Origin of the sequence: Pseudomonas sp. HMSC066A08 (genome assembly GCF_001813025.1) — a bacterium.
GTDB lineage: Bacteria > Pseudomonadota > Gammaproteobacteria > Pseudomonadales > Pseudomonadaceae > Pseudomonas > Pseudomonas aeruginosa.
In genome coordinates, this window is the sequence record NZ_KV811178.1 from 1 (window position 1) to 24,716 (window position 24,716).

General features: G+C 60.1%; 23 protein-coding genes and 2 pseudogenes. 9 read left to right on the forward strand and 16 right to left on the reverse strand.

Going from position 1 to position 24,716, the window contains the following annotated elements; translation table 11 throughout:
- The 10 genes and pseudogenes from HMPREF2886_RS00005 to prlC all read right to left on the reverse strand — a co-directional run.
- Window positions 1–921 (reverse strand): annotated as a pseudogene (locus HMPREF2886_RS00005) (restriction endonuclease subunit S); the annotation flags it as partial.
- Window positions 918–2,894: a type I restriction-modification system subunit M gene (locus tag HMPREF2886_RS00010; RefSeq protein WP_070746558.1), complete on the reverse strand. Its 1,977-nt coding sequence runs from the start codon at window positions 2,892–2,894 to the stop codon at window positions 918–920. The gene HMPREF2886_RS00010 and the pseudogene HMPREF2886_RS00005, both read right to left, overlap by 4 nt.
- Window positions 2,895–3,121: 227 nt before the next feature.
- Window positions 3,122–4,402 carry a tyrosine-type recombinase/integrase gene (locus HMPREF2886_RS00015; RefSeq protein ID WP_169311241.1) on the reverse strand — a complete coding sequence of 427 codons (1,281 nt, stop codon included), beginning with the start codon at window positions 4,400–4,402 and terminating at the stop codon, window positions 3,122–3,124.
- A gap of 29 nt (window positions 4,403–4,431) precedes the next feature.
- On the reverse strand, window positions 4,432–4,761 hold the full coding sequence (locus HMPREF2886_RS34100; protein WP_123789211.1) for a hypothetical protein: 330 nt from the start codon (window positions 4,759–4,761) through the stop codon (window positions 4,432–4,434).
- Window positions 4,762–4,814: 53 nt separating this feature from the next.
- Window positions 4,815–5,759, reverse strand: coding sequence for a hypothetical protein (locus HMPREF2886_RS34105; RefSeq protein ID WP_023083569.1), 945 nt, complete (start codon window positions 5,757–5,759; stop codon window positions 4,815–4,817).
- The gene (locus HMPREF2886_RS00020; RefSeq protein WP_023083570.1) at window positions 5,752–7,854 is read right to left on the reverse strand and encodes a tyrosine-type recombinase/integrase; all 2,103 of its coding nucleotides are present in this window, start codon (window positions 7,852–7,854) and stop codon (window positions 5,752–5,754) included. The genes HMPREF2886_RS34105 and HMPREF2886_RS00020 overlap by 8 nt, the downstream gene beginning before the upstream one ends.
- A complete protein-coding gene (locus HMPREF2886_RS34110; protein ID WP_023083571.1) occupies window positions 7,851–10,205 on the reverse strand; it encodes a site-specific integrase in 2,355 nt (784 codons plus the stop codon). Before HMPREF2886_RS34110 ends, HMPREF2886_RS00020 begins: the two co-directional genes overlap by 4 nt.
- An 85-nt stretch (window positions 10,206–10,290) precedes the next feature.
- Window positions 10,291–10,515 (reverse strand): annotated as a pseudogene (locus HMPREF2886_RS00025) (radical SAM protein); the annotation flags it as partial.
- Window positions 10,516–10,603: 88 nt separating this feature from the next.
- The gene (locus HMPREF2886_RS00030; RefSeq protein WP_003083624.1) at window positions 10,604–10,879 is read right to left on the reverse strand and encodes a YheV family putative zinc ribbon protein; all 276 of its coding nucleotides are present in this window, start codon (window positions 10,877–10,879) and stop codon (window positions 10,604–10,606) included.
- Entirely contained in the window at window positions 10,876–12,921 is a 2,046-nt protein-coding gene (prlC, locus tag HMPREF2886_RS00035) for an oligopeptidase A (protein ID WP_033978862.1), read from the reverse strand. Before prlC ends, HMPREF2886_RS00030 begins: the two co-directional genes overlap by 4 nt.
- Before the next feature lie 77 nt (window positions 12,922–12,998).
- Here prlC and HMPREF2886_RS00040 point away from each other — a divergent pair, with 77 nt between their 5' ends.
- Genes HMPREF2886_RS00040 through HMPREF2886_RS00050 form a run of 3 tightly spaced genes read left to right on the forward strand, consistent with a single transcriptional unit; the run spans window position 12,999 to window position 15,215 of the window.
- Window positions 12,999–13,541, forward strand: a complete 543-nt coding sequence (locus HMPREF2886_RS00040; RefSeq protein WP_003083618.1) for a gamma carbonic anhydrase family protein — start codon at window positions 12,999–13,001, stop codon at window positions 13,539–13,541.
- The gene (locus tag HMPREF2886_RS00045) at window positions 13,534–14,199 is read left to right on the forward strand and encodes an HAD family hydrolase (protein ID WP_070746561.1); all 666 of its coding nucleotides are present in this window, start codon (window positions 13,534–13,536) and stop codon (window positions 14,197–14,199) included. Before HMPREF2886_RS00040 ends, HMPREF2886_RS00045 begins: the two co-directional genes overlap by 8 nt.
- Before the next feature lie 32 nt (window positions 14,200–14,231).
- Entirely contained in the window at window positions 14,232–15,215 is a 984-nt protein-coding gene (locus tag HMPREF2886_RS00050) for a hypothetical protein (protein WP_070746564.1), read from the forward strand.
- A gap of 7 nt (window positions 15,216–15,222) precedes the next feature.
- Here the strand turns inward: HMPREF2886_RS00050 and HMPREF2886_RS00055 are convergent, their stop codons facing one another.
- Window positions 15,223–16,350 carry an aminopeptidase gene (locus tag HMPREF2886_RS00055; RefSeq protein WP_070746567.1) on the reverse strand — a complete coding sequence of 376 codons (1,128 nt, stop codon included), beginning with the start codon at window positions 16,348–16,350 and terminating at the stop codon, window positions 15,223–15,225.
- A 91-nt stretch (window positions 16,351–16,441) separates the two neighbouring features.
- Between HMPREF2886_RS00055 and HMPREF2886_RS00060 the strand changes: the two genes are divergently transcribed.
- Together HMPREF2886_RS00060 and HMPREF2886_RS00065 are read left to right on the forward strand one after the other, a co-directional pair.
- Window positions 16,442–16,858, forward strand: a complete 417-nt coding sequence (locus tag HMPREF2886_RS00060; RefSeq protein WP_003083614.1) for a PA0061/PA0062 family lipoprotein — start codon at window positions 16,442–16,444, stop codon at window positions 16,856–16,858.
- 56 nt (window positions 16,859–16,914) lie between these two features.
- The gene (locus tag HMPREF2886_RS00065; RefSeq protein WP_033968178.1) at window positions 16,915–17,352 is read left to right on the forward strand and encodes a PA0061/PA0062 family lipoprotein; all 438 of its coding nucleotides are present in this window, start codon (window positions 16,915–16,917) and stop codon (window positions 17,350–17,352) included.
- An 11-nt stretch (window positions 17,353–17,363) separates the two neighbouring features.
- On the opposite strand, the gene HMPREF2886_RS00070 is transcribed toward HMPREF2886_RS00065, so the two are convergent.
- From HMPREF2886_RS00070 to HMPREF2886_RS00085, 4 genes are all read right to left on the reverse strand, one after another.
- Window positions 17,364–17,597: a DUF1161 domain-containing protein gene (locus HMPREF2886_RS00070; protein WP_033968179.1), complete on the reverse strand. Its 234-nt coding sequence runs from the start codon at window positions 17,595–17,597 to the stop codon at window positions 17,364–17,366.
- Between the two features lie 110 nt (window positions 17,598–17,707).
- Window positions 17,708–18,163: an OsmC family protein gene (locus tag HMPREF2886_RS00075; RefSeq protein ID WP_003118563.1), complete on the reverse strand. Its 456-nt coding sequence runs from the start codon at window positions 18,161–18,163 to the stop codon at window positions 17,708–17,710.
- A gap of 83 nt (window positions 18,164–18,246) precedes the next feature.
- Window positions 18,247–18,951, reverse strand: coding sequence for a disulfide reductase DsbM (dsbM, locus tag HMPREF2886_RS00080; protein WP_058173339.1), 705 nt, complete (start codon window positions 18,949–18,951; stop codon window positions 18,247–18,249).
- 62 nt (window positions 18,952–19,013) lie between these two features.
- The gene (locus HMPREF2886_RS00085; protein ID WP_033968181.1) at window positions 19,014–19,901 is read right to left on the reverse strand and encodes an MBL fold metallo-hydrolase; all 888 of its coding nucleotides are present in this window, start codon (window positions 19,899–19,901) and stop codon (window positions 19,014–19,016) included.
- A 107-nt stretch (window positions 19,902–20,008) separates the two neighbouring features.
- Between HMPREF2886_RS00085 and osaR the strand changes: the two genes are divergently transcribed.
- From osaR to HMPREF2886_RS00105, 4 genes are all read left to right on the forward strand, one after another.
- Window positions 20,009–20,929: an oxidative stress response transcriptional regulator OsaR gene (gene osaR / locus HMPREF2886_RS00090; protein ID WP_042169859.1), complete on the forward strand. Its 921-nt coding sequence runs from the start codon at window positions 20,009–20,011 to the stop codon at window positions 20,927–20,929.
- Window positions 20,930–20,994: 65 nt separating this feature from the next.
- Window positions 20,995–21,501, forward strand: a complete 507-nt coding sequence (locus HMPREF2886_RS00095; RefSeq protein ID WP_003083593.1) for a DUF1993 domain-containing protein — start codon at window positions 20,995–20,997, stop codon at window positions 21,499–21,501.
- 38 nt (window positions 21,502–21,539) lie between these two features.
- Complete coding sequence (locus tag HMPREF2886_RS00100; RefSeq protein WP_042169865.1) at window positions 21,540–22,088, forward strand: RNA 2'-phosphotransferase; 549 nt, start codon at window positions 21,540–21,542, stop codon at window positions 22,086–22,088.
- Window positions 22,089–22,295: 207 nt separating this feature from the next.
- Window positions 22,296–22,724, forward strand: a complete 429-nt coding sequence (locus tag HMPREF2886_RS00105) for a cupin domain-containing protein (RefSeq protein WP_003083588.1) — start codon at window positions 22,296–22,298, stop codon at window positions 22,722–22,724.
- A 52-nt stretch (window positions 22,725–22,776) separates the two neighbouring features.
- On the opposite strand, the gene asnB is transcribed toward HMPREF2886_RS00105, so the two are convergent.
- Window positions 22,777–24,609 (reverse strand): asparagine synthase (glutamine-hydrolyzing), encoded by a 1,833-nt coding sequence (gene asnB, locus HMPREF2886_RS00110; RefSeq protein WP_023122905.1) that lies wholly within the window; start codon window positions 24,607–24,609, stop codon window positions 22,777–22,779.
- Window positions 24,610–24,716: the final 107 nt, after the last annotated feature.

A 24,716-nucleotide genomic window follows, 5' to 3' on the forward strand; every position in this document is an offset into this window, starting at 1 on the left:
CGGCACGCCGCCCAAGGAGCCGAACGAGCGTGTACCTTCGTCCACAAACTCAGCAGTGATGTGCTTACAGTCTGTTACTGACCAGAACCTTTTCAGGCCAGCCACCACCCAATGCGCCGGCACCTCACCCAGCCACTCCACGCCGGAGTCTTTCATCGGTGCAGTGGGGTCGAGGCCTTTGGTGACGGCGTGGGAGATCACGGCCTGGCGCTTTTCCTTGAGCAGCTCGATCAGGCGCTGCTGCTCTTCGATCAGCGCGTCGATGCGGGCGGTTTCGTGGTCGAGGAAGCGGGCGATTTGGGTTTGTTCGGCAACAGTTGAAACAGGTAAAAGGATTTCGCCAATCAAGGTTCCGTTTAAATTGGCAAGCCCAGTTGTCGAGTTTGAAAGCAAGTCCAGTTGAGCTCTAGCCAGCTCATTGTTCATGACATACCAAGCCAGTTTCGGAGTAAAGCTTGAATTGACCCTCAGCCTCTGCATGAAATTTCCATAGCAGCAGCCCTGTTTAGCTATATCAGCCGTTACCAAAGTCGTTTTGCCAATGTGCAAAGAGCTTCCACTGGACTTCGTTACTACCAAATCGCCCTCAATAAGAAGCGCACTAGCTCTTTCCTTGGCGCTAAGGTTCCGTGGAGCGGGGTCGGTAAGCTTCCAGTTTCCGTCTACGGTTTGATCCGTAGAACGCAAAACTAAAGTGTCACCTTCGCCCGTGGGGTCATCTCCCCAAACACCGCCGTCGTTACTGTCGAGCAACCACTTGAACGGTTTAACCTCCCAGGCTGCTGGGACTTCACCGATCCAAGGCACCCTTGAGTCCTTGTACGCCGGATACTTTGGAAACGTACTCGGGCTTTCCCTGCCCTCTCCCTGCGGGCCAACGGCTGCGCCGTTGTTCAAATTTGTTCCAGACAAATTTGTCATGCTGACAGCCCCTCGATCATCAGCTTTATGCGGTCAGTGCAGGCTTTCAGGTCGCGGTCGATCTCGGCCAGCGGACGCGGTGGCTGGAACACGTAGAAGTGGCGGTTAAAGGGGATCTCGAAGCCGACCACACCGACTTCGCCGTCCTGCGCATCCGTCTTGCTCTCGTCGATCCAGGCATCCGGCACATGGGGTTTCACTTCGCGCTCGAAGTAGTCATACACCGACTCGCCCAGCGGCACGTTCTCGTTGTCGCGCAGCCCGGCATCGGCTTCCGGCTGGCCTCTGACCAGGCAGATATCCGCTTCCGGGTCACGCTCACTCAGGGCGTTGAGGATGGCCTTCAGCTCCGGCGTGCTGGGGGATACGTCGTGAGCGTTGAGCGCCTTCTTCAGCAGCTTGCTGAACTGCTCGCGGTTGCGGTGCAGCACGCTGGCGTCCATGGATTGCAGGGCTTCAATCAGGCGCTGGCGGGCCGGGGCTTCCATCTTCTCGATGGCTTTTTCTTCCAGCACCTTTTCAATGCGTTCGGGGCTGGTCTGGAAGTTCAGGCGCAGCGGACGCTCGACAGTGATGCGCCGGTAGCCGAAGGCTTCGACAGGGAAGATCTTGCTCTGTGGGGTTTCCTCGAAGCGGCCATACAGGCGCACCAGTTCATCGATTTGGTCTTCGGTGAGGTACTGGCGCTTGCTGCCCAGCGACTTGCGCATCTTGGCAAAGTGCTGGCTGCCATCAATCAACTGCACCTTGCCCTGGCGGGCGGCGGCTTTGTGATTGCTCAGCACCCACACATAGGTGGCGATGCCGGTGTTGTAGAACATGTCGGTGGGCAGGGCGATGATGGCTTCGACCAGATCGTTCTGCAGCAGGTAGCGGCGAATCTCCGACTCGCCCGAACCGGCGCCACCGGTAAACAGCGGCGAGCCGTTGAGGATGATGCCGATGCGCGAGCCGCCTTCACGCGGGTCACGCATCTTGCTGACCAGGTGCAGGAGGAACAGCAGCGAGCCATCGGACACGCGCGGCAGGCCGGGGCCGAAGCGGCCGTTGAAGCCCTTTTCGCTGTGCTCGTCGGTGATCTGCTTCTGTACCTTCTTCCACTCCACACCGAACGGCGGGTTGCTGAGCATGAAGTCGAAGCGGCTGTCGGCCAGTTGGTCGTCGGACAGGGTGTTGCCCAGCTTGATGCTGGTGACGTCCTGGCCCTTGATCAGCATGTCCGCCTTGCAGATGGCATAGGACTCGGGATTGAGCTCCTGGCCATGCAGCGACACGGTGACCTGCTGGCTGATGGACTGGATGTACTCGTCGCCCTCGGAGAGAAAGCCACCGGTGCCGGCAGTCGGGTCGTAGATGGTGACGATGCTGTTGGGCTTGAGCTTGTCGTCCTGCCCGGTGATCACCAGCGAGGTGGTCAGGTGCACGATATCGCGCGGGGTGAAGTGCTCCCCGGCGGTTTCGTTGGAGCTTTCCGCGAACTTGCGGATCAGCTCTTCGAAGATGATGCCCATGCCGAAGTTGCTGATGCGCTCGGGGCTCAGGTCGGTGGCGGCAAAGCGCTGCACCACCTGATACAGCAGGTTGGCGGCGGCGAGCTGCTGCACGAAGTCTTCAAAGTGGAAGTGCTCGAAGATCTCGCGGGCGTCCTTGCTGAAGGACTGCACGTAGCTCATCAGGTCGGCTGCGGTCTGGGTGTCGGACAGCGTGCCCAGGGTCAGCTTGGAGGCATTGAAGAACTGCTGCCCGGCAGCGCGCAGCAACAGGCGCTCACGCACCAGGTCAGGCCGGCCTTCCTGCGCATAGGACTCACGGATCACCGCTTCCCTGGTCGGCTCCAGCACACATTCCATGCGGCGCAGCAGGGTGAACGGCAGGATGATGCGGCCGTACTGCGACTGCTTGAAGTCACCGCGCAGCAGGTCGGCAATCGACCAGAGAAAGGCGGCGGTCTGGGAATGGTTTTCCGTGTTCACGCAGCTGCTCCTTGAAAGGCGTGCAAAGCGCCGAGTGTAACTGAAGAGGGGCAGGCGAAATCACTTCGAACCCAAAGCCGTTGGCGTTTAAAGCGCTGATGCGTCCAGACCTATCTACAGAGGCAAGTCAGCCGGCGGCACCTTCCCGATTTGTCCTGACCGTATGCACTCCCATATCGACGTGTCCAGAGCTGCTCACCAAGAAGGCAGCATGTCTAGTGCCTGTTCTATACCACAATCTCAGAGTAATTATGTCGGTCTAAAATAGCGGACAAACCAGCATCAACGCGCGAACGATGAAGATCAGTCAGAAGATTGTCGTGCACATATCGGTTGACTAGATGAACATAGTATTCAAGTGTAGTTCTAACATCAGTGTGGCCCAGCATTTTCCTGAGATCTTCGTCGAGCGCTGCATCGTAAACAAAACTCCTTCCAAGTCTATTCTGGGCTTTCAACGCCTCATAAACAAAATATGTCGCACAGGTGTGCCTGAGCATTCGTGCATTGAATCGTATGGCTTTAAAATCAGTAGCGCTCTCGGAGTTCTTCGCTGCAGAAACCACCTTGCTAAAGTTATAACCAAGCATTCCATGAGTAACAACATCACCACGAGCGGAAAGAAACAAGTCGCTATTCCTTGGTGGAATGCCATGCTTAGCCTCATATAGCTTCGCTCGTTGCCGCCTTAAGGGTAAATAATACTCGCAAATAACTCTCCACAGCTTCCCTGGAAAGTCTATGGAGCGCCATTTTCCCTTGGACCTAAAATAATAATAGATCGCGCCATTATCTAACCCTTCTGGGTACTCACCCTCATCATAAGGAATGAATCCATAATTTTCATTTCTCCCTCGGTAAGGCAATTGAAAAAGATCAATCGGTCTAAGCCCGGTAATTCGTATGATCGCTGCGATAATTTGATAAACAGGATCATTCAACACGCTGAGAGCTATTTCATAATCAGTTTGCCTTACAAATTTCTGCATTTCTCGTTGATGCATTGCTGGTCTACCACTGGGCAGATTAAATCCCAAGGTAGTAACTTTAACCACTGGGTTGATATGGGCCAGGAGTTTCTGGTCTTTCAGCATGTATCGGATATCAGTCCTACTGATATCCAAATAGTGTTTATAGCCCTGCTTTTCGGCCCACTGATAGAAGCTCCAGACCCTTGCCGCAATGTGATACATGGTTTTGTGAGACGGACCATCAGGAAGCGCATCCGTTGGAGATGCTATGTGAACAAGGAAGGCATCAAAAACATCCTCATCCACCAACTGCCAGTTCTGCGCGCCAAATACAACTTCAGCCCCTTCGATTGGGCTATCGTCCAACCACTGCAAAAACCTTCTCAGGATATTCGCATAGTTTCTTGTCGTTTCATCACTCCTTGAACGTATCTTCGAGACAGCCATCGCCCACATGGTCGGTGCTTCAAGGACGTTATGATTATCATCAAAATAAATCCCTACGCGCTCTCGCATATAGCCAGAGTGGCTGGCCAAACCGTTTCCAAAATGAAGGATACACATAACTATTTTGGCCTCGACAAGGGGTACACCACAAGCGAATTAGAAACTTCATTTAAATAGTCATTAAACTTACAAAGCGAAGCAGACAAATCTCCTAACCGCTGCTCTAATTCTTCATCATGAGTTAAACCATTTTGGTGAGCACAATTGGCATCCGCACTGCGCCCATAAAGAACACCATGCGCTCTTAATTCGGACTCAAGATCACGAAGCAGAGTTACTACCTGTGAGTTTTGATAAATTATGCTTCGCTGAATCCCACACGCTTCAACCAGCTTTACTCTTGAAAGCCTAGTCATATCTGCTGAAACGAAATCAGCCCAGTCTCCCATGCGACGTCGCTCTTCAACAAACGATTGGAAACGCTTTAGACCATTCACTGATTTCAAGCCAAGATGATTGAGTCGAAATTTTCGCTGAATTGTATTTCTTCGAACCGCGCAGCCACAACTTTGATGGATGAAATATTCAATTCAAGAGCCGCACCATTGAACTGTTTTTCGGCCCTAGAGATACAGGCATCAAGGCCTAGACTAAATCGAACACAGTGCACAGGCGCGTTAAATTCTTTCCTAACCCTAGAAACTAACAAATTCCGAGTTGAAACTGTATCACTTGCCCCACTGACATATAAGGATACGCCTGGAGTAGGTGGCTTGTGATTATCAATCCAAGATGACTTGCCGCACATTGGAAGACCACACATTATGTAGACTGCGGTAACAAGTGAAGATCGATTCTGACTAGATAACGAATCCAGTTTCTCCAAAAAACTCAGAATGGCCTCAGAATCTGAGCCTGCATTAGGCACTTCCAAAATAATCTTTGAAGTGATAAATCCTGATACCGCAGGAGTTAATGATTCAGCAAGAGCCGCCTTGAGATCTGCACGTAGGATTGCGTTCTGATTCTTCTGATGAGTTAGCTCTTGAAGGAGCTTAGCCTTCTCAACTTGCTTAGCAGGCTTTTCACTAGCCAACGCAAAGTAATATTGTACCCTGTCGATCAACTGATTATATGTGGTGCTAGCGCGCTCCCTTAGTAGGGCTAACTGCTCCTCCAACTCTTTCAGTCGATGATGTATTTCTTGAGTATTTTTGAGTGGCTTTTTGACATCCTCACTTGAATCCTTTGTATAAACCCCAGAATGAGTTGTTCCTTTTATGACTTCTCTGACCTTCACCCAGTCAGGATCATGCTTTTGATTGATTGTTGCACGACCGACACCAGATAATTTAGAAACTTCCATCACTGATAACTTTTTTCGGCCGTCGCTTTGGAGCGCTGAAATAGTCGCATACACCCGATTGAGGAGATCCTGCTTAGCCATGCGCTACCTGCTTTAGGAAATTATGTGCTTCATCCCCTACAACCTCGTGAAGTCGCTTAAAGGCTTCAGCGATACGCCTCTGCGAATATTCCTTCTGAGTCGCTCCACAGTACCTATGCTTAATCATATTATCGTGGAAAATTATCTCATTTTTTAATGATGGAACATTGGCCTCGACAAATGCAGCATATCTACAATTATATGGGTCACACGCAAACAAGTTTGGATGAAGCCTCGACCCAGGGCTATCATTCTTAGCATCACAAGGTGACTCGCTGGAAAGACCCGGCGTTCGCATACAGATTGCAAGATTCGTTCTATGCAGAAGCTTCACACCTTCATCAAGCAAAGAGGCGACATACTGACTTAAACTCTCTTTTCCCGCGTTTTGCAATTTAGCCCTGAGTATTGGAGACGAATTAGCAGTCTTGGCCAACCTTTTGCCGCCAATGCCCCCAATTTGACCAGAAATTACACCTTGCAAAACCTCGACGAGAATTTCCGTATTTTCTTCAATCAACGTAGCTTTGACTTCATCGTTCATGCCTGGTAAAGAAAGGATGTACCTTAACGTCATTTTTAAGCTGCGGTGAGAAAAGAGGCGTTTAATAATTTCAAGATTCCGCGAATCTTGATGAATTATATAAAGGGCAAGTGACTTCCGAAAACGATGTGGGTGTACTCTATAATCAATACCCAGGTTGTTTGCCACTCGATTGCAAGCTCGCTCTACCACAGTGGACTGCGGAGTGTTTCCAAAACTTAACTTTGGTATCTTGACAAACAGATAGTCGTGATTACCGTAAGCACGAGCATCCCGCCCTATTTCAATTATTACTTCAATTGCGTCAGCAGCAATTTTTGGGATAGGTATTGTTTTAATGTCGCCCTGTGACGAAATGGAGGTTTTGAAAACAGTATAAGTAAGCCAATAACCCTCAGACTTAAACGAAAGACAATCCACCTTAAGACCAATGACCTCTGATCGGCGCATCCCAGTAAGACATAGAAGAAGCACGATACACGCATCGATCAGAGAGACAACAACGCTAATCACAGCAGTTTGATTTATATACTCCCCCTCATCATTCTCATGCGTTCTTTCCTTGATTTCTATTCCCCACCAGGGAATACCGCTATCTAGTAACTTAGGTTTATAAGCCCTAAATCTTTTAACTCCCTCAACGGACGCCGTTGACACACCAATATTCATCGCGGCAAGCTTTCCGGGGTTCTCAAAAGCACCTACTATGGTTGGCGCAAAATTTTTATACAGCCAAAGGACGTCATCACTATAGTTTTCAACAAACCCCACACAGTATCTAAATATTTCTGCATAGTCATCGAGCGGAATGGGTTCGAAAGGTCGAGAGGACTCGTCGTATTCTCTTCTATATTTGGCGACAAGCTCTTTAGTTACGTATGAATCGTATAGTGAGTACTCTGACGGAAGCATACCCATCGATGACACGCCCTGCCAGAAGGACATTAAGTAACAGAATTCCCACTTAATCCCAGATGTGGGCAGCGACTCTATATAGTGCTCCACACTCGACTTGGCCAAATCATTCACCGTCCTAAAATCTGGTGAATTTTCCGAACCTAAATATAGACCTTCGGCTTGAAACAACCCGACAAGTCTTAATACTTTTGTTTTATCTGACTCAAGAGATGTATAAGCATTAATGCGACCATGAATTCCGAAGTGCGGTACACGGTAAAATAGTAGCGCCCTAGCAATATTCACCCAATGTTCGTGACCTACTCCACAAACATTCACGCCATACATATTCACATAATCAAAATTGATACGTATGGGAAATCCATTAGGGGAGGGGTAATCCCCAAAATCCCAAACCGGATCGCCGAAAGAGCTTCTAGGACTTACCCTAATATAACTCCACTCGTTCTTATCAATTCTGGAAAGATTGAGTAAATTTATACTATCGCAAATGATCCCAAGTGAAGAGTCGCCACTCAGAATCTCATCATCTTCTTCAGTAGCGATAGGCTCTGACTCTTCCTCGTGACAACCCAGTCCATTCCTTATTTCTTCTAAAACGGCTTTTATTTGGTCACGTGTTGGAGTTGTCATGAGAGCCCTATCATTGTCAATGGCAGTGCAAAATCGTTATGTACTGATCGATCTATTGCCTCAGCAACCTCAATCGGATCCCCCCAGCCCTCTAGAACCCCCTTCCACGCTAAATACTCAGCGCGATAGCTTTTCTCCCATTCTAAGGGATTTAACCGCTCCCTCAGACCGTCAAGGTCGGAAATTCTTCTTGCAATAAAAGGTAATGCTTCTTTGAAGATCACACACTGTGAGCATAACGGGCAACGATTGAAGTAGTTGCAAGGCGTATCCGTCCTAAGAAAACTTTCAGCGCCTGGCCAATCTGGTCGTCTTGAATTTAGACAACTTGCAATGAATGTCTGACCTTCCGGAGAAAGCAACTGTATTACCGAATCTTCAGAAGAATTCAGCCTGCCGACTAATGGTGCAACAACTGACCGTAGTTTTTCTTTGCTACCGCAGCGTAGAGTGGCTTCACGCAGCTCAACCAAAGACACATCTGTAAGAAGATTTGCTGAGTAACGCCTAAAATCTTCTTCATGCTTTCTCTGAATCTTTCTTAGACGCCCATTTAATATTTCTGCCGACCCCCAGTCACTATCATAATGATTCACTGTGGTATCGATATCCGAATGCCCCATCATTGTCGAAACTTCGTCTATATCTAAACCCTGTTCTCTCCGTCGAGTTTCGTAAGTAGTTCGAAGACGTTTCGTTTCAATTCTGGGGGATTTGGTATCCGTATCCAATTTTATGCGGTGGCGATGTAGAAACTCCGTTGATGCGTGCCCAAAATTCGTAGTGGTCACCGGCGTGCATAAGCGGCCAAACTTATTCCACAGATTCTTCGAAATGACACACTGAAATAATTTACCCTTTAAATAATGAGGCGACGAGAAATGCTTGGTTACTTCAGCGGCAACAAAGCGCAAGATCTGATACGTGCCAAACTTATCTCGCTTGTTTGATCTATGCATTTGGCTTTTGTTGGACCGTCCCTTGTACCCATAAATAATCACATAGTCATCATCCAGAAGGTCCTCCTCAATGTGGTCGTCTAGGTTATCGCTTATCGATACCACGACCTCAAAGTTCCAGCCCGTCTGCAACATCACGAAGAGAAAGAATGGGAATATAGTTCCCATTGTGAAGGCTACTCTGCTGAAGTATGCCATTTGACCTACTTCATAGGGTAGGTGCTCTGGCCCAACCTTCATATACATCAAGGCCGACCGTAATCTTTTTTCCAGCGTAGAATATTTTTTGTTTGTTCCGTGAGCGGTGTTTTTACTCCACTCAGTGGAAAAGAGATGTCCAGCTTCCTCGAAGCTCACTTGCATAGGCCAATCAGGATAAAGTCTTCCTACATTTGCAGTTGCAATTCGCCCAGATTCTTCTCGATCACAGCCATACACCATCCCCCGTTCACTGACCTCAGTACCAACTACAGGGCGACCTTTAGCCGCCAGTTCATGGGCGCGGGCTCGGTAAATGCCCAGAAACCTCTCTATACTTATTCCATTTGCCCGTATGTATTCTTTAACATCTCCAGTGGAGCGTATAACCCACTCAAACCCTTTAATGTGTGTCGCCTTGATTGACCCGTTGGATCTTTTAGTTTGCTCTTTTACAACCAGATCAAACATCAAGTTTTCTAATGAAAGATCGTATGCCAGAATTGGCTTCTCGCCTTCCACTACACTGTTGTAACTCTCCATCCACTTCATAATAAACTTAATATCGATCAGGCATCCCTCCACAAGCTTATTATGAATCTCCCTGCTGTATCCTTCTGTTATTTGCTCGTTCATCCCCGGTCCAGTCGGCCATTCAAACCCTTTGCCGACCCAGCCCTGCCCTTTATATTTATTTTTCAACGAAAGGAAGATATTTTTTAATGCGCCGTATCTTTTTCTATTTACGGTGCGACCTGGATACGAACGAATTAGAAATGACCTAAAATTCACGCATACCTGCCCATCGACATCAGCAACACCTTTGACTGATTTATTGATCGGCTCAGCGCTGTTAAGAAACAGCACAAACTCTTGAATTGAGTAATAGATGTCTTGATGGGATTGATATGTGATCAATCTCTTTGCGGAATGGAGCTGCGCACCTATAAGTAACTGCTGGACAATTAATTTATGGTGCGGATACTCAGTGACAAGATCTGTGAAGTCACGGACGTATTCCCTTGTGCCAGTAGTCTTGTTTCGGACAAGCAACCCTTGAGCTGAAACATCGACTTGTCCCCTAGCAGTGCTTCTTTCTTGAATCGCTTGGGGGGTGTTTTCTGGGAGCTTTCGCTGGAGGGTCGGTCGTTCTCGCGACTCAAGTGCAGACTTGGAGAAAGGCTTGCGAGGCATCTGACGTCCATTTGGATGGGTCTCTAGCCAGCAGTATCAAGGATAGCTAGACACTCTGGCCATACATTTCTTTGTCAACGATAACGTGCTCGCAACCACGGTAGGGATTGATCGAGCGATCGAAAGGAAGGTCCGGCGACTGGTTGCGGGAGATCACCGTGCGGGCGATCTCCTCGCGCACCTCGGTGAGCTGGATCGGCGGCACGTCCTGCTCCCAGCCATCGTCGAAGGCCTCGCTGTGGGTCGGGGCGAAACGGTTGAGGGGGTTGCTGGCGGTACCGCGACCGCGCGGGGGCAGGGGAGCGCTCATGAGGGGAACCCGGCGAAATACTGTATATAGATACAGTATCGCACCGGGCCCCGGCCCACAGCCATCGCCGCCGGTCGGCGGCGAGCGCTCAGGCGTCGGGCTTCTTCTTCAGCTTGGGATTGGGGAAGAACTGCACCGACTGCACCTTCGGGTTGGCCGGCTTCGGCGCGTTCTGGTTGACCCGCGTACCCAGCTCCTTCGGGATCGACTGGCCCTGGGCGTTGAGCGTGTCGGCGTAGCCGCAGGCCACGCATTCGCGGTGCGGCACGCCGTCCTCTTCCCACATCTGGATCTTGTCCTGTTCGCTGCACGCCGGGCAGACCGCCCCGGCGATGAAGCGCTTCCTGGTGATCGCCGGGCTCATGCGGCCTCCCCGACCAGCCCGGAGTGACGCAGCAGGGCATCGATGGACGGCTCGCGCCCGCGGAAATCGACGAACAACAGCATCGGCTCGCGGGAGCCGCCGCGGGCCAGGATCGCCTCGCGGAAGGCGCGACCGGTATCGGGGTTGAACACGCCTTCTTCCTCGAAACGCGAGAAGGCATCGGCGGACAGCACCTCGGCCCACTTGTAGCTGTAGTAACCGGCCGCGTAGCCACCGGCGAAGATGTGCGCGAAGCTGTTGGCGAAGCGGTTGTACGCCGGCGGACGCATCACCGCCACTTCGTCGCGGATGCCCTCGAGCACCTGCAGCACGCTGCGGCCGTCGCCGTGGGTGGCGTGCAGCTCGAAGTCGAAGAGGGAGAACTCCAGCTGGCGGACCATCATCATCCCGGACTGGAAGTTCTTCGCCGCCAGCATCTTCTCCAGCAGGTCCTGCGGCAGCGCCTCGCCGGTCTCGTAGTGGGCGGAGATCAGCGCCAGGCCTTCCGGCTCCCAGCACCAGTTCTCCATGAACTGGCTGGGCAGCTCGACGGCGTCCCAGGCCACCCCGTTGATCCCGGAGGCGGCGGCATGCTCGACGCGGGTCAGCAGGTGGTGCAGGCCATGGCCGAACTCGTGGAACAGGGTGGTGACCTCGTCGTGGGTCAGCAGCGCCGGCTTGCCGTTCACCGCCGGGGTGAAGTTGCACACCAGGTAGGCCACCGGGTCGATCAGCCGGCCCTGGGCGTCGCGCCGACGGTCGCGGGCGCCGTCCATCCAGGCACCGCCGCGCTTGTTGGCGCGGGCATAGAGGTCGAAGTAGAAGCGGCCGACGTGCTCGCCGTTCTCGAGGATCTCGAACAGGCGTACGTCGGCGTGCCAGCGCTCGAAATCGTGCAGTTCGCGGATCTGGATGCCGTAGAGGCGCTCGACGATGGCGAACAGGCCGGAAAGCACCTTGTCCACCGGGAAGTAGGCACGCAGCGCCTCCTGGGACACGCTGTAGCGCGCCTCGCGGAGTTTCTCGGCGTAGTAGCCGGCGTCCCAGCTCTGCAATTCGGCGCAGCCCTGCTCGGCGGCGTAGGCGCGCAGCTGCTCCAGGTCGCGGGCGGCGAACGGCTTGCTGCGCACCGCCAGGTCGCGGAGGAAGCTGAGCACCTGGTCGCTGGACTCGGCCATCTTGGTCGCCAGCGACAGCTCGGCGTAGTTGGCGAAGCCGAGCAGGCCGGCCAGCTCCTGGCGCAGGTCGAGGATCTCTTCCATCACCGGACCGTTGTCGTTCTGCCCGGCGTTCGGGCCCTGGTCGGAGGCGCGGGTGCAATAGGCGGCGTATACCTCTTCGCGCAGGGCGCGGTCATCGGCATAGGTCATCACCGCGTAGTAGCTGGGGAACTCCAGGCTGATCAGCCAGCCGTCCAGGCCCTTGGCCTCGGCGGCCTGCTTCATCTGGGCCTTGGCCGAATCGGTCAGGCCGGCCAGCGCGGCTTCGTCGGTGACATGCTTGGTCCAGGCCTGGGTGGCGTCGAGCAGTTGGTTGGAGAAACGGCTACCCAGCTCGGACAGCCGCGACTGCACCTCGGCATAGCGCTTCTGCTTGTCCGCCGGCAAGTCGATGCCGGACAGGCGGAAGTCGCGCAGGGCATGTTCGAGGATGGTTTTCTGGGCCACGTCGAAGCCGGCCGCCTCGGGGCTCTTCGCCAGCGCCTCGTAGGCCTCGAACAGGGCGCGGTTCTGCCCCAGCTCGGTGGAGTAGGCCGACAGCTCCGGCAGGCAGGCCTCGTAGGCCTCGCGCAGCTCGGCGCTGTTGCACACCGCGTTGAGGTGGCTGACCGGACTCCAGGCGGCGCCCAGGCGGTCGTTGAGTTCGTCCATCGCCAGCACCAGGCCCTTCCAGGTCGGCTGCCCGCGCTGGGTTTCCAGCAGGCGGGCGATGGCGGCGCGGTTATCGGCGAGGATCCGCTCGATGGCCGGCTTCACGTGTTCCGGGCGAATGGAGGAGAAAGGCGGCAGGTCGTAGGCCTGCAGAAGAGGATTCGCGCTCACGTTGGCAACCTTGGCTAAGGAAATACCCGACCATCTTAAATACAATCGGCGGCATCCGCAGCCTGAGGAAAACTATCGTGACCATTCGTTCCTACCAGGGCAAAACGCCACTGCTCGGCGAGCGGGTCTTCGTCGATCCCTCGGCCGTGCTCGTCGGCGACATCGAGATCGGCGCCGACAGCTCGGTCTGGCCGCTGGTGGTGATCCGCGGCGACATGCACCGCATCCGCATCGGCCAGCGCAGCAGCATCCAGGACGGCAGCGTGCTGCACATCACCCACGCCGGCCCCTTCAACCCGGACGGTTTTCCGCTGAGCATCGGCGACGAAGTGACCGTCGGGCACAAGGTCCTGCTGCACGGTTGCAGCATCGGCAACCGGGTGCTGGTGGGGATGGGCTCGATCGTCATGGACGGCGCGGTGATCGAGGACGAGGTGATCCTCGGCGCCGGCAGCCTGGTGCCGCCGGGCAAGGTGCTGGAGAGCGGCTTCCTCTACGTCGGCAGCCCGGCGAAGAAGGCCCGTCCGCTGAGCGACAAGGAGCGCGGCTTCTTCGCCTACACCGCCGGCAACTACGTGAAGCTCAAGGACCTGCACATCGCCGAGGACTACCATGCGTGACGCCGCGCTGCGCTACCCGAACATCCTCTTCGATCTCGACGGCACCCTCACCGACCCGCGCGAGGGCATCACCCGCTCGGTGCAGTTCGCCCTTGCCCGCCTGGGCATCGACGAGCCGGACCTGGCGCGCCTGGAACACTTCATCGGCCCCCCGCTGTTGCAGTGCTTCACGCAGACCTACGGCTTCGACGAAGCGCGCGCCTGGGAGGCGGTGAACCACTACCGCGAGCGCTTCAGGGTCACCGGTCTCTACGAGAACCGCGTGTTCGACGGCATTCCCGAGCTGCTCGAAGCCCTGGTCGGACGCGGCCACACGCTCTACGTCGCGACCAGCAAGCCCGGCGTGTTCGCCCGCGAGATCGCCCGCCACTTCGCCTTCGACCGTCACTTCAAGGCGATCTACGGCAGCGAGCTGGACGGCACGCGCACGCACAAGGACGAACTGATCCGCCATCTGCTCGACAGCGAAGGCCTGGCAGCGGAGCATTGCCTGATGATCGGCGACCGCATGCACGACCTGCTCGGCGCCAGCCGCAACGGTGTCGCCTGCATCGGCGTCGGCTACGGCTTCGGCAGCGAAGACGAACTGCGCGCGCACCAGCCGACCCATTACTGCGCCGACCTCGCCGCCCTGCGGCAGGTATTGGAATCCCACTGACCCATGCTCCGTTTCAGACAAGGACGCCTGACATGACCGACAACCCCTTCGCCACCCCCACCGCCCCGGTGCAGCCGCCGGCCAGAGAGGTGCCCGCCACCACCCAGCCCTATGCGTTCATCGCGGTGCTGGCGCTGGTCACCTGCCTGTCCTTCGCCGTGAGCCTGGGCATCCAGTGGTACAACGACATCGGTGAGATCCGCCAGCGTTTCTCCGAACACCTGCAACTGATGGCGCCGCACTGGTTCACCGGCCTGGTGTTCTACGCGGCGGCCAACCTGCTGGTGCTGCATGCCTACCGCGAGAAGCGGCGGCTCGTCGAGTTCCGCCCGCTGGCGCTGCTGCTGATCGGCTACGGCCTGCTCAACCTGGTCTGCGGCATGCTCGCCGGGATCGGCCTGGCACCGCTGACGCTGCCGTTCTACCAGTGGGTGACGGCGCAATCCAGCTACGGCGCCTGGCTGATGGCGTTCAACGAAGCGATGAGCTGGGTCTACCTGCTCCTGGGCAGCCTGCTGCCGTTGGGGCTGGTGCTGCTCGGCAGCCGGGTGAACTCGCCGCGCCTGGCCGAAGGGGAAGAAGCCCGCGTCGCTGCCTGGCAGGTCGCCCTGGGCGCCGCGCTGTGTTTCGCCACGCTGTGCTTCAAGCTGATGCAGTTCCTTCCCTACGCCCTGCTGCGCTACGACGAGCCTTGGCTGTACGGCCTGTACCTGAGCGGCGTGGCGCTGCCCGCGGCGCTGCTCTTCGGCGCCGTCTGCACGCGCCTGCCGGCGCGCCTGCAACGCTTCGCCGCCGGCCGCGCGCTGCTGCTCGCGGTGGTCGCCATGCTGCTCTGGAGCGTGGCGCTGCTGGCGGTCGGCGGGGGGCTGGCGCTGCTGATGATCCTCGGCCTGGCGCCCGCTGGCATCGGCTATACGCTGCTGGTGGCGCTGCTCGGCGTCGGCCTGCTGGCGCTGCTCTGGCCGATCGGCCGGCTGGCCACGCGCTGGTGCTACGCCGATCAGCTCGCCGCCTGAGCAGGCGTCAGGGCGCTGCGGTGGCCAGCCGCTGCAAGGCCGCCTGGCGCTCCGCCAGGGGGAGCTGGCCAAGGGCACGGACCCGCGCATAGAACGCCGGCCAGTTGCCGCCGACCTGGCGGAACAGCACGGCGAACGCCGCCACCCATTGGTCGTAGAGGCCGAAGGGAAGCAGCTTGGCATTGTTGAACGGCGAGTCGATCCAGGCCTTGAACGGCGACTCGCCGCCCCATTCGCGCTGGCTCAGCGCCGCGTACTCGCGGCGCAGGCGCTGGAATTCGGCAGCCTTGCCGGCACGCTTGGCGGCATCGTCCAACGGACCGGCATAGAGTGCTTCGAGGCGCGCACGACTGGCCAGGACCAGCGCGGTGAACTGCTCGCGGCGCTTCTCCTCGCGGCCGTCCGCCGGCGGCAGTCCACGGTACTCGCGCCACTGGCGGGTACCTTCCTGTTCGACGAAGGTGGCGAAGGATTCGTTGAAGGCGGTGTCGTCGCGCAGGTAGAACTTCTGGTGCGCCAGTTCGTGGAAGATCAAGGTCGCCAGCCGTTCGTCATCCCAGCGCAGCATGCTGCTGAGGATCGGATCGTCGAACCAGCCGAGGGTCGAGTAGGCCTGCACCCCGCCGACGTAGACGTCGTCGCCGAGCGCCCGCTGGCGCGCCGCCTCGGCGCGCGCGGCGGCCTCGCTGTAGTAGCCGCGGTAGGCCACGCAGCCGGCGATGGGGAAGCAGTGGGTGACCGGCTGCAGCGACAGCTCCGGGGTGGTGAACACGTTCCATACCACGTAGGGCCGGCCGATATCGGCGTACAGGCGATAGCTGCGGTTGTCCGGCAGGCCGAGGCGTTCGCTGGCGAATTGCCGGGCCTTTTCCGCCCGCGCCAGGCGTTCGCGCAAGCGCGCGTCACGCTGCGGGTCGGCGATCACCGCGGCGGCCGGCTCGCGGGCGCGCAGCAGGGCGAACTGGCCGCTGGCCAGTTGCCCGTAGTAGGAGACGGTCGAGCAACCGCTCAGCGCCAACAGCGCCAGGCAGGGAACCCAACGGGGCAGTCGAAGGTCAGCAAGCGGATGGCGAAGGCGGCGTGGCATGGGCGGAACATAGCACAGCACGCGGACCGCCCGCCGCCCTACCAGCACCGGTCCGCAATCCGGCGAGGCGGAGGAACGCAAGGCGTTTTTCCAAGGCGCGACGGATGGCGGCCGGGTTAAAGGAGCTTCGGAGTCTTCTATGCGTACGCTGCTGCTTGCCGGTGGCCTGCTCGTCCTGAGCGGCTGCTCACTGCTGATGCCCACCCCCGACCCGAACCGCGCCTGGGTCGACCTCGATACCCAGCCCGACGCCGATCTCGCCGCCGTGGAAGTCGACGACAAGAGCTGGGACCGCACGCGCTACTTCGAGGTCGATCCCGGCACCCGCGAACTCACGGTGCGCTACCAGTTCACCGTCGACCCGACCAACATCGGCCCCGTGGACAGCCCGCTCTGGCGCGATTGCCAGCTCAACCTCAAGTTCAAGGACTTCAGCGCCGGCCAGCGCTACCGCCTGGAGGCCGGGCACATCGGCTTCCGTCCCTGGGCGAAGCTCTACGACCAGGACAACAGGGAACTGGCGCGCGGCCGCGAGGGGCGCTGCGCGAAGGTCTGAACGGCGCAAGGCGAGGGCGCTATGCTAGGAGCTGAACGCCCTCCGGAGCCCGCCCCATGCATCCACTCACCCGCCTCGTCCCGCTCGCGCTGCTGCTCCTCGCCGGCTGCGCCGGACCGCTGCCGCAGCCGGACCCGCAGATGGCCTGGGTCGAGCTGCGCAGCGCGCCGGCCAATACCCTGCTGGCCGAGCGCCTGGACGGCGAGCGGTTGAGCGACGGGCGCTACTTCCAGGTCACTCCGGGACGCCATGTGCTGGAGGTGCGCTTCCAGTACGAACTCTATGGCGGTTCCGGCGGCGGGGGCGGCGGCTTCGGCGAGCCGGTGCAGATCAACTGCTACCAGCAGGTGGTCTATGACGGCTTCGAGGCAGGCCGGCGCTATCGCCTGGAGGTGCGCCCGCAATTGCGCAGGGCGCTGGCGCTACTGAGCGACGAGCGCGGCGAGGTGGTCGCCCGTTCGAACTTCCAGACCAGCCGCTGCCCGCCGTACTGAAACGCAGCGGCTCAGTCGTCGTTCTTCTGGTAGATGATCTTCTTGGTGCCGTTCTCGCAACTGCCGACCACCATGTTCGGGTCGCTGACTTCGTCGTTGCGCACGATCTCCAGGGTGTAGGAGGTCACCCCGGCCGACTGGATCTTGGTCTCGATCTCCGCCTTGAGTTCCTCGCAAGGCTTCGGCGCGGACAGCGCCGTGGCGCTGAACAGCAAGGCGGCAATCCCCAGCCCGATGGTTTTCATGACCCGTCACTCCTCGTCGATGCCTGGCAGCCGAGTGCTGCGCAGCGCATCCTGCCGCATTCGACTGCGGCAGGCCAGGGCCAGTTCGCCGGGCTGGGGAAGCGTTCCGCTCAGCCGTCGAGGCTGGCGTCCAGGCTGATCTTCGCGTTGAGCACCTTGGATACCGGGCAACCGGCCTTGGCCTTGTTGGCGATCTGCTCGAAGGTCTGCGCGTCCGCCCCCGGCACGCGCGCCCTGAGCACCAGGTGCACGGCAGTGATGGCGAAACCGTCGGACTGCTTGTCGAGGGTGACCTCGGCGCGGGTCTCGATACGTTCGGCGGTCAGGCCGGCCTCGCCGAGCATCATCGACAGGGCCATGCTGAAGCAGCCGGCGTGGGCCGCGCCGATCAGCTCTTCCGGGTTGGTTCCCGGTGCGCCCTCGAAGCGGGTATTGAAGCCATAGGGGTTGTCCTTGAGCGCGCCGCTTTCGGTGGAAAGGGTGCCCTTGCCGTCTTTCAGGCCGCCTTGCCAGACCGCCGATGCCGTCTTCTTCATGTCGACTCCTCCGGAGCTGTGGATGGACATCCGCTCGCGTCGGCGAGCGGGCATGTCTACATGGGAGGACGACGCAGCCGGACAAGTTCAGTCCGCCTGCGCGGCGGCGGGATTCAGGCGCAACCGTCGATGCGGCAGAGCGGCGCCGCGGCCCCGCCCACGGCACCGCTGCCGCCGGCAAGGCACAGCTGCGTTTCGAGGAGAGTCCTCCAGTCGTCCGGCTGGCCGAGGTAGCGCCCGGTGTCGAGCACCTGCAGGCGGCCGTCGCGCTCCAGGGCGAAGGTCGGGAAGCCAGCGGCGCCGAGGCGGTTCATCAGCCGCCGACTGTCGGCGAAGTGCGCGCGCAGCGGCTCGCCGGAGCAGGCGTCGAACGCCTCGGCGAAGCCCTCGCCAAGCCCCAGTTCGGCAGCCAGCTCGAGCAGTATCGGACGCTCGGCGATACGCCGGCCCTCGACGTAGTGGGCACGCTGGATCCGCGCCAGCATCTCCGCGCCGAGGCCGTCGAGCGCTTCGGCGGCAAGCACGGCGGCGGTCGGCGGGGCCGAGTCGAATACCGCGCTGGTGTCGCGCAGCAGGCCGTCGAAGTAGTCCTTGCCGAACGGCTGACCGGTCAGCTGGGCGATCCGCAGGTCGTGGGGCATCACGTAGTGGCGCAGGCCGGCGCCGACCGGCTGGCGGTTGGCATCGGTCATCATGCCGCCGCCATGCAGGCGTACGTCCAGACCCGTCACCTCGCGGGCGGCGGCGAGCAGCGGCGAGGCGCCGTAGCACCAGCCGCAGAGCGGATCGTAGAGGTAATGCAGGGTGAGGTCGTTCATCTCGGTCTCCACGAGACGCCCCGCAGGGGACGCCTCGATCAGCGGCTATCGGCGGGCGCGGCTCAGGGCCACTGCATCTCGCCCTTGAGCACCTTGGCGCTCAGCTCCAGGCCTTCCTCGCCCGGCAGGTTCGGGTAGCGGCGCTTCATCGCCTCGACCAGCGCGGCGGAATCCCTGGCCTTGGGCAGTTCGGCTTCCAGGGCCCTCAGGTAGTCACGGGTGAAGCGCACGCCGTCCAGGCCCTTCGGCTCCTCGCCGGTGAAATGGCCGGGTACCACGCGCCGCGGTTGCAGCGCCTCGATCCGGTCGAGCATCGCCACCCAGGCCTGGCGCGAGGCCTTGGTCTGGGTATCGGCGGTCCAGACGTGCGAACCGGATTCCACCAGCACGCCACCGACCACCGTCTTCAGCGACGGAATCCACAGCACCGTGCGGTCCGGGCTCGGCCCCTTCAGGTCGACCACCTTCAGGGCATGGCCTTCCAGCTTCAACTGGTCGCCCTTCAGCGGCTCCGGCACCACCAGCGACGTCGGCGCGTTGTCCTTGAGGATCGGCCCCCAGTAGGCCAGCTTGGCGTCCTTGGTCGCCTGGATGTGTGCGACGGTCTGCGCCGTCGCGAGGATCTTCGCCTCGGGGAAGGCGGCCTTCAGCACGTCGAGGCCGAAGTAGAAGTCCGGGTCGCCGTGGCTGATGTAGATAGTGCTGAGGGTCTTGCCGCTGGCCTGGATACGCTTGACCAGTTGCTCGGCGTCGGCGCGGGAGAACTGCGCGTCGATCAGCATCGCCTCGCGCTGGCCCAGCAGCAGTTCCGAGGACACGGCGAAGATCGCCTTCTCGCCGGGGTTGTAGACCTCCAGCCGCAGCGGTTCGGCGCTGGCGGCGAAGACGCCGGCGGCACCCAGCAGGGCGGCGGCGGCGAACAGGGTACGAAGCAATCCATGGCGCGACATGAGCGGTTCTCCAGGCAGTGGGATCAGAGGCTTGCCATGTTAGTTGCTTGAAAGCGCGCAAAAAGCCCCGCAATAATCACAGCTTTGTTGCATGGATCGAGCGAATCATGGACCGCCTGATCGCCACTCGCGTCTTCGTCGAGGTCATCGACAGCGGCAGCCAGACCGCCGCCGCCGAGCGCCTGGACATGTCCCGGGCGATGGTCTCGCGCTACCTCGCCGAGCTAGAGGAGTGGGTCGGCGCACGCCTGCTGCACCGCAGCACCCGCCGCCTGAGCCTGACCGACGCCGGCGCGGAACTGTTGCCGCAGTGCCGCGAGATGCTCGCCGTGGCCGACGCCATGCAGGCCACCGGCCAAACCCGCCGCGACAGCCCGCGCGGCACCCTGCGCATCACCAGCAGCCTGTCCTTCGCCCAGGCCTGGCTGACCCGTGCCGCCGCCGCCTTCGTCGAGCGCTACCCGGGCACCGCCATCGACCTGCAGGTCAACAGCCAGGTGGTCAACCTGGTGGAGGAGCGCATCGACCTGGCCCTGCGCATCGCCAACCAACTCGACCCCAACCTGATCGCCCGCCGCCTCGGCGAATGCCGCTCGGTGATCTGCGCCGCGCCGGACTACCTGCGCCGCCACGGCACCCCGCGGCGCCCGGAGGACCTGGCGCTGCACAACTGCCTGACCTACTCCTACTTCGGCCGTAGTCTCTGGCAGTTCGAGCGCGACGGCGAGCCGACCAGCGTGCCGGTGGGTGGCAGTCTCAGCGCCAACGAATCCACCGTGCTGCTGGAGGCCGCCGCCGCCGGTGCCGGGATCAGCCAGCAGCCGCTGTACTCGGCAGCCCCGCTGATCCGTAGCGGACGCCTGGTGGCGCTGCTGCCGGAGTGGTCGCCGCAGGTGCTCGGCATCCACGCGGTGTACGCCTCGCGCCGGCAGATGCCGCCGGCGCTGCGGGCGCTGCTGGACTTCCTGGTCGAACGGATGGCGGCCGATCCGCACTGGGACGAGGCGGGCCCCCTGGCGCTGGCGTGAAAGCCGGGTAGACTGCTGGACGCGCCGCCTTCGGCGCACCTTTATCCCCTGTCTGGAGCACGTCCATGTCCCTGTCGATCTACCAGGCTTCGATCCCGACCTTCCTGCGCACCCTCGGCAACCTCTCGGCGATCCTGAAGAAAGCCGCCGCCCACGCCGAAGCGAAGAACATCGATCCGCGCATCTTCATCGACGCCCGGCTGGCGCCGGACATGTTCCCCCTGGCACGCCAGGTGCAGATCGCCAGCGACGCCGCCAAGGGCGCCGGCGCGCGGCTGGCCGGGCTGGAAGTGCCGAGCTACGCGGATACGGAAACCACCTTCGACGAACTCCAGGCACGCATCGCCCGCACCGTCGAGTTCCTCGAGGGCATCCGCGAGGAACAACTGGACGGCGCCGAAGAGCGCAACGTGACCCTCAAGGTGCGCGGCCAGGAGATCAGCTTCAACGGCCGCGACTTCCTCTTCGGCTTCGCCCTGCCCAACTTCTTCTTCCACGTCACCACCGCCTACGCCATCCTCCGCCACAACGGCGTCGAGCTGGGCAAGATGGACTTCCTCGGCGGCGCCTGAGGTTCCCGCGCCGGGATGGCACGCACAAGGACCATGGAATGGATCGGAAAACCCTCGAAGACACCAGCAAGTTCCTCAGCTATGTCCTTCGCCACCAGCCCGAGGCCATCGGACTTACGCTGGACGGCGAAGGCTGGGCCGACATCGACGCCCTGATCGCCGGCGCGGCGCGGGACGGCCGCGCCCTCGACCGCGCGCTGCTCGGCGCGGTGGTCGAGAACAACGACAAGAAGCGCTTCGCCCTCTCCGCCGATGGCCAGCGCATCCGCGCCGTACAAGGCCACTCGCATGCCGCGGTGGCCATCGCCTACGCCCCCGCGGTCCCGCCCGCAGTGCTCTACCACGGCACCGCCAGCCGTTTCCTCGACTCCATCCGCGAGCACGGCCTGGTTCCCGGCAGCCGCCACCACGTCCATCTCTCCGCCCGCCGCGCCATCGCCCTGGAAGTCGGCCGCCGCTACGGCAGCCCGGTTCTGCTGGAAATCGACGCGCGCGACATGCACCTGGCCGGGCACCTATTCCACCAGGCGGAGAACGGCGTCTGGCTGACCGAGCGGGTACCCGTGCGGTTCATCCGCGAGGCTTGAGAAGGCATCGCCTCTCATCGGGAAGTCGTAGGGCGCATAACGCGCAGCGTTATCCGCCGATGCGCCGAGGCTAAAGGAGAAAGCCGCCGCCTGCGATGAACCAACCGCCTCCTTGATGGCCCGCTGCCGCCTAGCAGAAGCGGCAGTGGAGCAGGCGGTGAAAGCCGGCTTGACTGAGGAAAAACACCGACAAGCGCAGGACGCCCGATGGACCTTCGCCCCAGCCACGTGCATGTGTTCCCACCCAGCCGCGACCTCCCGGCCGCAACCAGTCCGCACCGCGAAACCCTGCTGCGCAGCGGCTGCGCCTGGAACGGCTCGCTCTACCTCGGCTATCCCCTTGGCCAGCCGCAGCTCACCGTGCAGCGCCTGAGCCTGGCCGCCCACGAACGCCTGGACTGGCAGGTCCATCCGATGCCCAGCGCGCTTTACGTGCTCAAGGGCGAACTGCGCCTGGAGACCCGCGACGGAGCCCAGAGCACGCGGGTGCTGGAAGGCGAGGCGGCGGGTTGCCTGATGAACATCATCCATCGCCTGATAGCCGGGGCCGAACCGGTGGAAGCCCTGCTGTTCCATGCCGGCGTGGAAGGCATGCCGGTGGGGCTCGGCGAACGCGGCGAAATGCCCGACGCCTGAAGACGCCGGCGGGCCGGACAGCAGCCCGAACCCGCCACGCCCCGCGTCACGCTCAGGCGGAGAGCCCGTACAACCTGAGCCAGCCTTCCAGCGCCAGCGCGGTCTCCAGGTTGTGGCGGCTCACCTGGGTGTTGAAGTACCCCTCCGGATGCTCCAGTTCGGCGGCCAGGAACTCTCGCGAAACGATGCCGAACACCGGGTTCGCCGCGTCCTCCAGCAGACGCCGCACGCTCCCGCGCAGGAAACCCTCGTAGCCGAGGTTGGCAGAAGTCGGATAAGGGCTCTTGCGGCGCTTGAGCACGGCTTCCGGGACATAGTCGGCGCAGGCCCGCTTGAGCAGCCACTTCTCCTCGCCGTCCCGGCTCTTGATCGACCAGGGCACGTTGTAGACGTACTCCACCAGCTCATGGTCGGTGTAGGGCACCCGCACCTCCAGGCCGTTGCACATGCTCAGGCGATCCTTGCGTTCGAGCAGCAGCACCATCCAGCGCTTCAGATGCAGATGGCTGAACTCGCGCATCCGCCGCTCCTCCGGGCTGTCGCCGGCCAGGTGTTCGACCTGGCGCAGCCCATCGTCGTAGCTGGCCTGCTGGTACTGGAGGAGATCGCAGCGGCGGTTGAAACCGGCGTCGATGAAGCCGGCCGGCAGGCGCACCCTGGAGGCCCAGGGGAAGCGCGCCGCAGCCACCGCCTGCGGATCGCGGAACCAGCCGTAGCCACCGAACAGCTCGTCGGCGCCTTCACCGGAGATGGCCACCGTGGAATGCCGGCGGATCTCGCCGAACATCAGGTGCAGCGAGGTATCCATGTCGCCGAAGGTGAAAGGTACGTCCTTGGCCCGGAATACCTCTTCGCGCGCTCGTTCGCAGACCAGTTCGGCATTGTCGATGAGCACGGTGCGATGACGGCTGCCGATGTACTGCGCGGCCAGCAGGGCGAACGGCTGGTCCTGGTCGGGACGCAGGTCGTCGCTGCGGAACTGCTCGGCCTGGCCGACGAAGTCCACCGAGAACGAATTGATGTCGCCGCCGTGCTCCGCCTTCGCGATGCGCTGGGCGATGCCGGTCAGGGCGGTCGAATCGAGCCCACCCGATAGCAGCGAACACACCGGAACGTCGGCGTGCAATTGCGCCCCCAGGGCGCGGGTGACCAGTTCGCGGGTGCGCTGCACGGTGCTCTGCAGGTCGTCGGCATGCTCCTGGCGGCGCACCTCCCAGTAGCGGCGCAACTTCGCCTGGGAATTGGGACGCCAGGACAGCAGGTGGCCGGGCAGCAGTTCCTGGACCTCGCGGAACGGCGTCTGCGAAGTGCCCCGGGACAGCGTCAGGAGGTCGACCAGGCCGACCGCGTCGAGCCTGGCGGCGAATTCCGGATGCGCCAGGATGGACTTGATCTCCGAGCCGAACAGCAGTCCCTCGCGGTGCCGCGCGTAATACAGCGGCTTGATGCCCAGGCGGTCGCGCACCAGCAGCAGGTGGCCGTCGCGGCCATCGAAGACGGCGAAGGCGAACATCCCGGTCAGGTACTCGCAACAACGCTCGCCCCATTGCAGATAGGCGTGCAGGACCACCTCGGTATCGCTGCGGGTGCGGAACTCATGTCCGGCCCGGCGCAACCGCTCGCGCAGGGCATCGTGGTTGTACACCTCGCCGGTGTAGACGAGGGTGACCTCCTGGCCGGTGGGAAAGCGATAGGACATCGGCTGCACGCCGCCGCTGAGGTCGATGACCGCCAGCCGCCGGTGACCCAGCAGGGCGTTGCGGTGCTTCCAGATGCCCTCGGCATCCGGCCCGCGCAAGGCGAGCGTATCGGTCATGGCGAAGATCGCCGGAAATTCGTCGTCGAGCTTGCGCGTGTAATCCACCCAACCCGCGAGACCGCACATAGGGAAACTCCTCTAATTGATGTTTATCGGGAAACTCATCCAGAGAACATGCTGAAAACATCCGTGCGGCCGGACGATTTCCGGCGTACGAATGCTTCGCCCAAGGC

Coding starts and splice junctions, on each gene's coding strand:
- HMPREF2886_RS34105 (WP_023083569.1), bottom strand. CDS start 5,759: ATGGCTAAGCAGGATCTCCTCAATCGGGTGTATGCGACTATTTCAGCG.
- dsbM (WP_058173339.1), bottom strand. CDS start 18,951: ATGAACGACCTCACCCTGCATTACCTCTACGATCCGCTCTGCGGCTGG.
- HMPREF2886_RS00085 (WP_033968181.1), bottom strand. CDS start 19,901: ATGTCGCGCCATGGATTGCTTCGTACCCTGTTCGCCGCCGCCGCCCTG.
- HMPREF2886_RS00030 (WP_003083624.1), bottom strand. CDS start 10,879: ATGAGCCCGGCGATCACCAGGAAGCGCTTCATCGCCGGGGCGGTCTGC.
- osaR (WP_042169859.1), top strand. CDS start 20,009: ATGGACCGCCTGATCGCCACTCGCGTCTTCGTCGAGGTCATCGACAGC.
- HMPREF2886_RS00075 (WP_003118563.1), bottom strand. CDS start 18,163: ATGTCCATCCACAGCTCCGGAGGAGTCGACATGAAGAAGACGGCATCG.
- HMPREF2886_RS00065 (WP_033968178.1), top strand. CDS start 16,915: ATGCATCCACTCACCCGCCTCGTCCCGCTCGCGCTGCTGCTCCTCGCC.
- HMPREF2886_RS34110 (WP_023083571.1), bottom strand. CDS start 10,205: ATGCCTCGCAAGCCTTTCTCCAAGTCTGCACTTGAGTCGCGAGAACGA.
- HMPREF2886_RS00020 (WP_023083570.1), bottom strand. CDS start 7,854: ATGACAACTCCAACACGTGACCAAATAAAAGCCGTTTTAGAAGAAATA.
- HMPREF2886_RS00095 (WP_003083593.1), top strand. CDS start 20,995: ATGTCCCTGTCGATCTACCAGGCTTCGATCCCGACCTTCCTGCGCACC.
- HMPREF2886_RS00045 (WP_070746561.1), top strand. CDS start 13,534: ATGCGTGACGCCGCGCTGCGCTACCCGAACATCCTCTTCGATCTCGAC.
- HMPREF2886_RS00100 (WP_042169865.1), top strand. CDS start 21,540: ATGGATCGGAAAACCCTCGAAGACACCAGCAAGTTCCTCAGCTATGTC.
- asnB (WP_023122905.1), bottom strand. CDS start 24,609: ATGTGCGGTCTCGCGGGTTGGGTGGATTACACGCGCAAGCTCGACGAC.
- HMPREF2886_RS34100 (WP_123789211.1), bottom strand. CDS start 4,761: ATGGGAGACTGGGCTGATTTCGTTTCAGCAGATATGACTAGGCTTTCA.
- HMPREF2886_RS00050 (WP_070746564.1), top strand. CDS start 14,232: ATGACCGACAACCCCTTCGCCACCCCCACCGCCCCGGTGCAGCCGCCG.
- HMPREF2886_RS00105 (WP_003083588.1), top strand. CDS start 22,296: ATGGACCTTCGCCCCAGCCACGTGCATGTGTTCCCACCCAGCCGCGAC.
- HMPREF2886_RS00070 (WP_033968179.1), bottom strand. CDS start 17,597: ATGAAAACCATCGGGCTGGGGATTGCCGCCTTGCTGTTCAGCGCCACG.
- HMPREF2886_RS00060 (WP_003083614.1), top strand. CDS start 16,442: ATGCGTACGCTGCTGCTTGCCGGTGGCCTGCTCGTCCTGAGCGGCTGC.